An 8,941-nucleotide genomic window follows, 5' to 3' on the forward strand; every position below is an offset into this window, starting at 1 on the left:
TAGGGAGGGTGGGAAATGCAGGCTGATCAAGCCCTGCGCCTGGTCGAAGCCATGCTGTTCGCGTCGCCGGCGCCCCTGACCGAGGCGGCGATCGCCGAGCGCCTGCCCGACGGCGCCGACGTGCCGGAGCTGATCGACACGCTGGTCGAGCAGTATCGCGGCCGCGGCGTCGCCCTGATGCCGGTCGCCGGCGGCTGGGCCTTCCGCACCGCGCTCGACCTGGCGCCCTTGCTGCGCGATGCCGGCCATGTGGTGCGCCGGATGACCCGGGCGGCGCTGGAGACGCTGGCGATCATCGCCTACCACCAGCCGGTGACCCGGCCGGAGATCGAGGCAGTGCGCGGCGTCGCCGTGGCCAAGGGCACGCTCGACACCCTGCTCGAGGCCGGCTGGATCGCGCCCGGCCGGCGCCGGCAGCAGCCCGGGCGGCCACTGACCTGGATCACCACCCCGGCCTTCCTCGACCATTTCGGCCTTGCCGGCCTCGAGGACCTGCCGAGCGTCGACGAGCTCAAGGCCTCCGGCCTGCTCGACACGCGCCCGGCGATGGCGGTGCTGCCCGGCGGCACCCTGTCGGGCGAGGACGGGCCGGAGCCGCCGGAGGAAGACGACAGGGAGTAGCGGAACCGGCCGAGCCGGGCGGTTTTCGCCGGTGCGCAAGCCCAGGATTTCTGCGCTGTTTCGCCCCGTCCGCCGGCATTGCGGTGGCGGGGGGTTTCTGCGATGATCCGGCCGCCTTGGGGCTGGAGGAAAAGTTTATGGGTGGTTTGAGTATTTGGCATTGGTTGATCGTCCTGGTGGTCGTGCTGCTGATCTTCGGCAACCGGCTGCCGCGGGCGATGGGCGACCTGGCCAAGGGGATCAAGAACTTCAAGACCGGGCTGTCGGACGACCCCAAGAACGAAGGGTCGGATGAGCGTCCGGCCGTGCCGCCGCCCGCGGGAACCGAAGCCGGCAGTCCGAACCGGACGACCGTCGACCGCCAATAGTCCCTTCGGGGAACCGGTACCGCGCCCCGTCCCCGGTGGCGGGGCGTGATGGACGAATGTGATGTTCGGTTTCGACTGGTCGGAATTGATGATCATCGTGGTCGTGGCACTTATCGTGCTCGGCCCGAAAGATTTGCCGCGTGCCCTCTATCAGCTCGGCAAGTGGACGCGGCATGCCCGCCGCATCACTGGCGAATTCCAGCGCCATGTCGACGACATCGTGCGCCAGGCCGAGCTGGAAGAGGTGCGCAAGACCGTCCAGGACGCGGCCAAGACGCTCGACGTCCGCGGCCAGGTGACCGAGCACGTGAACACGGTCCTGGACCCGGTCAAGGACATCAAGCAGGCCTTCGACAAGGCGGCGCCCGGTGCCACGCCGCTGGCCGAGCCCGACAAGGCCGCGACCAACGGCCAGGCGGCCCCCGAGCCGCAGCCGGTCGAAGGCCCGCAGCCCGCTTCGGTCCCGGCTCCGGAGGCCCCGGCCGTCGCCGCCGCAGAGCCCGCGCCGGCCGCCGTTCCCGCGGCGCCGGCGCCAGCCCCCGCGGCCGCTCCCACCCCGACCGACCGCGCGAGCTGATCCATGGCGCCCGCCGACAAGGAGATCGACGACAAGCAGATGCCCCTGATGGAGCATCTGCTGGAGCTGCGCACCCGGCTGATCTATGCCGTGGTCGCGATCCTGGTCGGGTTCTTCATCTGCTACCATTTCTCCGAGCACATCTACCTGTTCCTGGCGCAGCCGCTGGCCGACGCGCTGGCCGCGGCCGGCCAGGCCAGGTCGATGATCTCCACGGCGCTGACCGAGACCTTCTTCACCTATATCAAGATCGGCTTCTGGGGCGGCTTCTGCCTGGCCTTCCCGGTGGTGGCCAGCCAGATCTGGATGTTCGTCGCGCCCGGCCTGTACAAGAACGAGCGCAACGCCTTCCTGCCGTTCCTGCTGTTCAGCCCGGTGATGTTCCTCATCGGCGCCGCCTTCGTGTACTATTTCGTGTTCCCGCTGGCCTGGAAGTTCTTCCTGTCCTTCCAGGTGCTGGGCCCGGATGTCGGCAGCGGCATCGAGATCAAGCTCGACGCCAAGGTGTCGGAGTATCTCGACCTGGTGATGCGCCTGCTGCTGGCCTTCGGCATCGCCTTCCAGCTGCCGGTGCTGCTGACCCTCCTGGTCCGCGTCGGCATCCTCAGCGTCGCCACGCTGAAGAGCAAGCGGCGCTACGCCATCGTCATCGTCTTCGTCGTTGCCGCCGTGCTGACGCCGCCGGACGCGATCAGCCAGGTCGCGCTCGCCGTGCCGATGCTGCTGCTCTACGAGATCGCCATCCTGATCGGCAGCATGATCGAGCGCGACCGCGCCAAGCGCGACGCAGAGGCCGAGGCGGAAGACACCCGCGACGACGATGCCGCGGCGTAGAGCCGGATAAGCTTAGCCAGATGTTGCCTCTCCCGCTTGCGGGAGAGGTCGGAGACGCGAAGCGGCTTCGGGTGAGGGGATTTTGTCGAGGCCGGGACCAGCCCTCACCCGGTCTCGCTGCGCGAGCCCGGCCTCTCCCGCCAGGCGGGAGAGGCAACGCAAAAGACGCTCGTCACCCTGTCAGCCTGCCGCCCGCCTGGCTCCTCACGCCCGCGCCGCGAATTCCGCGACCAGCGGACCATAGGCCTCCATCGGCGGATAGCTCTCGTAGCTGTGCACGGCCGGCGTGGCGGCCCAGGGCAGCTTCTCGCCGGTGCAGGTCTCGATGAACGGCACCGACCAGGCCGGGTCGTCCAGCATGGTCGACCGGATGTTGACGAAATGGTCCAGCCCTTCCGGCCGGGTGAACAGCCAGCTCAGGCAGTGCGGGCAGAAATAGTGCCGCGACGGGCCGTGCAGGCCGCCGATCACCGGCTCGCCCTGAACCACCGCGAAGCCCTCGCTCGGGATCGCGGCGGATAGCGAGAAGGCGCTGCCGGTCATCCGCTGGCAGCCGGTGCAGTGGCAGGCCATGGTCAGCAGCGGCGGGGCGGTGATGCGGAAGCGCACCTGCCCGCAGCGGCAGCGCCCCTCCTGCGGCAAGGTCGGATCGGTCATGGCGTCCTCCTATGGTTGCCCTGTTCTAGAATGCCGGAGGACGCCGGACCAGATCAGCCCTTCGCCGCCGCCTCCAGCCCGGCGACGTCGATCTTCACCATCTGCAGCATCGCCTCGGCGACGCGCTTGACCTTGGCCGGGTCGGGGTCGGTCATCAGCTCGCCGAGCCGCTTCGGCAGGATCTGCCAGGACAGGCCCCAGCGGTCCTTCAGCCAGCCGCACTGTTCAATCGCGCCGCCCTTGCCCAGCGCGTCCCACAGCCGGTCGACCTCGGCCTGGCTGTCGCATTCGACCATGATCGAGAAGGCATGGTTGAACGGGTCCAGCGGCCCGGCCTCGATCGCCTGGTAGCGCTGATCGCCCAGGGTGAAGCCGGCGAGCCGCACGCTGCCGGCCGGGCCGCTCGGGGTATCGGCCGGCAGGGGCGAGATCCAATGCACTGCCGAGCCGGGGATCAGCGAGGTGTAGAAGCCGATCGCGGCCTCCATGTCCTTCTCGAACCAGAGATGCTGGGTGACCTTCATCGCGGTGTTCCTTCCTCGGTCGCGCGGCCTTGCGCAGGGCCGCTCCTGATCCAAGGACGACCGAGGGCAGGCGTTCCCGACATCGCCCGCAAATTCGGGGCAGTAGGACGATCGATCAATGGTTTCCGGACCGGCGCGGGCCTAGGATGCCGCCGGCGGCTTGGGGGAGGCGGCGATGGCCGGGCATGGGCATGTCGGCAGGACGGATGTCGCCGCTCTGGAGCGGTTCCTCGCCGACTCCGCCACCGCCGCGCCCTCGCAATACGCCTTCGTCCGCCGCGGCAAGGTGATGTGCTTCTACGCCGATTCCGGCGTGGCGCTGGAGGTCGGCGCCCGCTGCTTCCCCGACCGCGAGTTCTCCGTGATCGACATCCACGCCCGCAAGGTGGTGCTGCCGCACTGACCGGCCCGGCTCAGCCCTCGCTCTCCCGCAGCCGCGGCAGCGCCGCGAGGCACAGCGCGGCCATCAGATGGAAGCCAAGCGCGATCGCCGCCAGCGGCACCAGGCCCTGCTCGATCAGCGGCGCGGCCGCCGCGGTGCCGCCGGCGGTGACCGCGAGGATGGCGAGCACGACGAGGGCGGAGCCGCGGGCGTCATCGCCGTGCGCCGCCAGCACCGCCCGGTAGAAGCCCGGCGGGCCGCGCAGGCCGAGCCCGGCATTGATCGGCACGAACAGCGCCGCGATCGCCAGCGGATCCGTCCCGCCCAGCGCGCCGTAGACCAGCATCGCCGCGGCCCCCAGCGCGGCGAGGCCGGTGCCGGCGGCGATCACGCGCTCCGCCCCGAACCGGCCCGCCAGCCCGCCGGCCAGATTGGCCGCCAGCATGAAGCTGGCGATGCCGCAGACCTGCATGGTGATGAAATCGGCCAGGCTGCCGCCGAGGGCGCGCACGAACACCGCCGGCATGCCGAACACGAAGGTCAGCAGCCCGCCCAGCACGAAGGCGTGGCTGAGGGCATAGCGCAGGAAGCTGGGGTCGCGCAGGAGATGGGCGTAGCCGCCGCGCGGCCGCCGCCCCACCTGGGGCAGGGCGCCTGTGGTCCCGATCGCCGCCGCCAGCGCCAGCGCGGCCGCCGCGATCGCCATGAAGGGCAGCCGCCAGCCGCCGAGCGCCAGCAGCCAGGCGCCGAGGATCGGGGCCAGCGCCGGCGCCAGGGCCTCGATGCTGCCGAGGAGGCCGAGCGCCCGCACGGCGCTGGTCTGGTCGAACAGCGCCCTGACGATACCCGGCGCGAACACGGCGGGCCCGGCCGCGACCGCGCCCTGCAGCGCCCGCAGCACGATCAGCGGGCCGATCCCGTCGGTCGCGGCGCAGGCCGCCGACACGGCGGCGGTGCCCAGCAGCGACACCGCGACCAGCCGGCCGGTGGCGAAGCGGTCGCCTAGCGCGCCATAGGCGAGGAGCCCGGCGCAGGTGCCGGCGACATAGGCCGCCAGCACCAGCTGCGCCTGGGCCGGATCGCCGCCCAGCGCCTCCGGCAGGAACGGCACCGCCGGCAGCACCAGGTCGGTGCCCATCAGGCCGAGAACGGTGCTCGCCACCACCAGCCCGAGCACCGGCCCGTTCATTCTTCCGCTCTCCGCCATGTCGCCCGCCCGTCCCCCGATCTGGCCAACTTCAGCTCATGTCTAAGGGAAGAAATCCTCGTTTGGATAGGCCGCGCATTCCGCCTATTCAGGGTTAGCGGCGCCGCTCCGCGCAGGTCGCCCCCGACAGCCTCTCATGGAGACAGGATTGACGATCTCGGTATCGCGCCGAAGAGCTTTGCTCGCGCTCGGCATGCTCGCCGCCCTGCTCCCCGACGCCCGCGGCGCCCGCGCCGCCGACGGCCCGCTCGCCCGCATCGTCGACGAGGCGATCCGGCCGGTGATGGCGGAGAACGACGTTCCGGGCATGGCCGTGGCGGTCACGGTCCGGGGCCGGCAGTCGGTCTTCAACTACGGCGTCGCCGCGAAGGACAGCGGACGGAAGGTCACGGACGACACGCTGTTCGAGATCGGCTCGGTCAGCAAGACCTTCACCGCGACCCTCGCGGCCTATGCCCAGCTGCAGGGCACCCTGTCGCTCTCCGACAGCGCCAGCCGATACCTGCCGGCGCTGGCCGGCAGCGCCTTCGACCGGATCAGCGTGCTCGATCTCGGCACCTACACCGCGGGCGGCCTGCCGCTGCAGTTCCCGGACGAGGTCACCGATCCGGAGCGGATGGTCGCTTTCTATCGGAGCTGGCGCCCGGCCTATGCCCCCGGCACACATCGGCTCTACTCGAACCCCAGCATCGGCCTGTTCGGCCATCTCGCCGCCCGCAGCCTGAACCAGCCCTTCGACGCGCTGATGGAGCAGACGATCTTCCCGGCGCTCGGCCTGGCCCGGACCTATATCCGGGTCCCGCAGGACCAGATGGACCGCTACGCCTGGGGCTACACCAAGGCCGGCAAGCCGGTCCGGGTGACTCCGGGCGTGCTGGATGCGGAAGCCTATGGCGTGAAGACCACCGCGGCCGACATGATCCGCTTCGTCGAGTCCAACATGGACGGCTCGAAGCTGGACGACACGCTGCGCCGCGCCATCGCCGCGACCCATGCCGGTTACTACCGGATCGGCGACATGACCCAGGGCCTGGGTTGGGAAATGTACGCCTGGCCGGCCGGTCTCGACCGGCTGCTGGCCGGGAACTCCTCCGAGATGAGCCTCAAGCCCAACCCCGCCACCCGGCTGGACCCGCCCTTGCCGCCGCAGGATGAGGTGCTGATCAACAAGACCGGCTCGACCAACGGCTTCGGCGCCTATGTCGCCTTCGTTCCCGCCCGGGGCATCGGCGTGGTGATCCTGGCGAACCGCAACTACCCGATTGCCGCCCGGGTGCGGGCCGCCTACCGGATCCTGGCGGCGCTGGACGCCGAGGCCGGCTGAGGAGAACTCGCCTTTATGGTCGGGGTCGCGGGCCGCGAGCCCGACTGTGACATCTGCAACCCGATCCGGCCTGCCGTCGACGCCCGCCGTCACCAGATCTGAAGCGCGTCGGCAATCCGGCCCTTGTGGGGGAGACGCGCGACGCGATCGGTGAACGGGGTGTGCGATGGATGTGAGCGGCTGGGCCTATGCCTTGCAGGTGTCGAACGCCAGTATCGATCAGGCGATCGCGCATCTGCAGGACCAGGGCGCGTCCCGGAAAGATCTGCAGGACCTGGTCCGGATCCTGCGAATCAGAGGTTGGGACTTCGCCGACACGCTGGCGGATGCGCTCGGGCTCCCCGTCCTCCCGCTGCCGATCACGCCGCCGCCCGGGCTCGCAGCCCCGGCCGTGCTGTCGCAGGCCGACCGGGCGCAATACGACAATCTGGCGGCCAGCTCCCACCTGTTCGGCACCGGCCGGCTGACTCTCGTCAGGCGCGGTGGCATTCCCGAGGGCCCCAACCTCGACATCGAGGACGTGGACATGAACGGAATGGAGGTCATCATCTGCACCAGGCCCGACAAAGCGCTGGGGACCGCCGGTCTCGGGCCGTGCATCGCCGTCTGCGCGCGAGGCTTCAATCCTCAGGGCCAAGCGGTGATCGGGCTCTGGCACGCGTCGTATGACGAAGATCAGGCCAATCTCCGGAACAACCTGCGCGACGGTCTGGACAGACTGACCCGCAAGATGGCGAGGCGGGGGGCGGCGCAGGTGGAATTTTCCCTGGCCGGGGGAATGAAGCAGCCGAATGCCCGCTGCATCGAGTTCGGCCAGATGTTTTTGTCCCTTGCGAGCGACTACAATATCGTCGCCGCGGAAATCCACCATTGCGAGAGCGAGGACCAGGCCACGGATGTCGTCATGACCGCAGGCGGGACTTACCATGGAGTGTGGATCTACGACCCACCGGCATTGTCCGATTGGTCCGTCGGCCGGGTTCGCGGAACGCGAACCCAGCAGCAACAGGCTTGAGATCTATCGGCTCGCGCCATCGAATAGAGTGCGACGTCGCACAGCAAGGCAAGATCGCAGAGTTGCGATTGCTATTGCTGAATAGCTATGTCGGCCGATGCGGTTTGTCTCGCTTGGACTTGGCATTGCGGTTGCCATCCGGCCTCCGCCGAAAGCATGAGAGAACCCGTAGCGGATGCCACGAAATCGCGCGAATGCGGTAATCCGGCTTCATTCGTCGACATGCTATGTTTGATCAACGGGTCAACTTCAATTTCGATATCGCGCAGTTCAGTATTTGATTTGCGATAGTGAAGCGGGGCGGCCTGGGTAAAAACATAGGCTTCGAATAGGGACGGGGGTAATTGATGTCGCATTTTGGGCCGGAATGGCTTCATCCGCTTCGTGCTTTTGTTCTGGCCATTGGCAGTCTGGCAGCAAGTCACCCAGCACTATCAGGCAGCCTGCGGGGAAAGGTCCGGCACACGGCGGATTTGAGCCTGCGTATTTCGTCCCAAATGCTGCGGCCGCCGGCACGGGCACTCTTGCGGTCCGCCGACAGCGTCAAATCCTGGGACTGGCTCTGGCAGCCGACTTACGGACGTTTCTGGCATGATCGATTCTACCGCGACCGAGTCGATCCGTATGGCTGCACGGTCAACCAATATGACAGGCATAAATACGACCGCTCGCTCGACCTGCTGGATGGCCGCCAGTTTGGAAGCGCGCTTGAGATAGGCTGCTCCGAAGGCGTCTTCTCCGAGATGATAGCGCCGCGATGCGCCGAGTTGCTGGCGGTCGACATTTCCGATCAGGCGGTAGAGCGAGCAACGGCCAGGCTCTCGCGGCTCGACCATGTCTCCGTTGCGCGGGCTACGCTCCCGATGGATATGCCGCCTGGTCCCTACGATCTCATCCTCTGCCTTGACGTTCTGTATTATCTGCCGAAGGACATGCTGATCCGATTCCTGCCTCGCCTCAAAGCAGCACTTCGCCCCGGCGGAGTGCTGTTCACCCTGCACTATCTCGGAGATTTCGGCCAGGCGATGCGGGGCAGGGAGGTGCATGACCTCCTGGTGGCGGCGCTGGGCCTCGAGGTAGAGCATGACCAGACCGTTCCCGATGTCGGCCCGAAGGGGGCAGGCTATCGCGTGACCTGCCTGGTGAAGCCGCCCGGATGAGGTGGGGGGCGCCGCCCGGTTCCGCCGCAGCACGCGAATAGCCGCGGGCAGGATCGCGATTCCAGTGGTATTTGCGGCCGTGTTTGTTCATGATACGTTCCATGAACGCGGCGCAATCCGACTCCGACGAGATCAAGCCGACCGACCCCGACATGAAATGGACGGGGTGGGCGCTGGACACGCTGCGCGAGCTGGTCGCGATCGACATGCTCAGCAAGCGGATGATCTCGACGCGGCAGCAGGCGACGCCGCCGGGGGCGGACGCGCCCGAT

Annotated in this window: 11 protein-coding genes; 8 read left to right on the forward strand and 3 right to left on the reverse strand. The window is 68.4% G+C overall.

What is annotated here, in order from left to right; translation table 11 throughout:
* Window positions 1-15 precede the first annotated feature (15 nt).
* The 4 genes from FFK22_RS39625 to tatC all read left to right on the forward strand — a co-directional run bounded on the left by FFK22_RS39625 (window position 16) and on the right by tatC (window position 2,400).
* A complete protein-coding gene (locus FFK22_RS39625) occupies window positions 16-621 on the forward strand; it encodes an SMC-Scp complex subunit ScpB (protein ID WP_138893404.1) in 606 nt (201 codons plus the stop codon).
* Between the two features lie 116 nt (window positions 622-737).
* Window positions 738-989: a twin-arginine translocase TatA/TatE family subunit gene (tatA, locus tag FFK22_RS39630; RefSeq protein WP_306770248.1), complete on the forward strand. Its 252-nt coding sequence runs from the start codon at window positions 738-740 to the stop codon at window positions 987-989.
* A gap of 61 nt (window positions 990-1,050) precedes the next feature.
* A complete protein-coding gene (gene tatB, locus FFK22_RS39635) occupies window positions 1,051-1,566 on the forward strand; it encodes a Sec-independent protein translocase protein TatB (protein WP_138893403.1) in 516 nt (171 codons plus the stop codon).
* A 3-nt stretch (window positions 1,567-1,569) separates the two neighbouring features.
* Window positions 1,570-2,400, forward strand: coding sequence for a twin-arginine translocase subunit TatC (tatC, locus tag FFK22_RS39640; protein WP_138893402.1), 831 nt, complete (start codon window positions 1,570-1,572; stop codon window positions 2,398-2,400).
* Between the two features lie 204 nt (window positions 2,401-2,604).
* On the opposite strand, the gene FFK22_RS39645 is transcribed toward tatC, so the two are convergent.
* Complete coding sequence (locus FFK22_RS39645; protein WP_138893401.1) at window positions 2,605-3,057, reverse strand: GFA family protein; 453 nt, start codon at window positions 3,055-3,057, stop codon at window positions 2,605-2,607.
* A 53-nt stretch (window positions 3,058-3,110) separates the two neighbouring features.
* Window positions 3,111-3,581 carry a VOC family protein gene (locus tag FFK22_RS39650; RefSeq protein WP_138893400.1) on the reverse strand — a complete coding sequence of 157 codons (471 nt, stop codon included), beginning with the start codon at window positions 3,579-3,581 and terminating at the stop codon, window positions 3,111-3,113.
* Window positions 3,582-3,756: 175 nt separating this feature from the next.
* Here FFK22_RS39650 and FFK22_RS39655 point away from each other — a divergent pair, with 175 nt between their 5' ends.
* Window positions 3,757-3,984, forward strand: coding sequence for a hypothetical protein (locus tag FFK22_RS39655; RefSeq protein WP_138893399.1), 228 nt, complete (start codon window positions 3,757-3,759; stop codon window positions 3,982-3,984).
* Between the two features lie 10 nt (window positions 3,985-3,994).
* Here FFK22_RS39655 and FFK22_RS39660 read toward each other — a convergent pair whose 3' ends face one another.
* Complete coding sequence (locus FFK22_RS39660) at window positions 3,995-5,152, reverse strand: MFS transporter (RefSeq protein ID WP_138893398.1); 1,158 nt, start codon at window positions 5,150-5,152, stop codon at window positions 3,995-3,997.
* 211 nt (window positions 5,153-5,363) lie between these two features.
* Between FFK22_RS39660 and ampC the strand changes: the two genes are divergently transcribed.
* The 3 genes from ampC to FFK22_RS39675 all read left to right on the forward strand — a co-directional run bounded on the left by ampC (window position 5,364) and on the right by FFK22_RS39675 (window position 8,669).
* Window positions 5,364-6,494, forward strand: coding sequence for a class C beta-lactamase (gene ampC / locus FFK22_RS39665; RefSeq protein WP_138893405.1), 1,131 nt, complete (start codon window positions 5,364-5,366; stop codon window positions 6,492-6,494).
* A 166-nt stretch (window positions 6,495-6,660) separates the two neighbouring features.
* Window positions 6,661-7,509, forward strand: a complete 849-nt coding sequence (locus tag FFK22_RS39670) for a hypothetical protein (protein WP_138893397.1) — start codon at window positions 6,661-6,663, stop codon at window positions 7,507-7,509.
* A 347-nt stretch (window positions 7,510-7,856) separates the two neighbouring features.
* Window positions 7,857-8,669, forward strand: coding sequence for a class I SAM-dependent methyltransferase (locus tag FFK22_RS39675; RefSeq protein WP_138893396.1), 813 nt, complete (start codon window positions 7,857-7,859; stop codon window positions 8,667-8,669).
* Window positions 8,670-8,941 lie beyond the last annotated feature (272 nt).

This window comes from Mycobacterium sp. KBS0706, from assembly GCF_005938675.2.
GTDB lineage: Bacteria > Pseudomonadota > Alphaproteobacteria > DSM-16000 > Inquilinaceae > Inquilinus.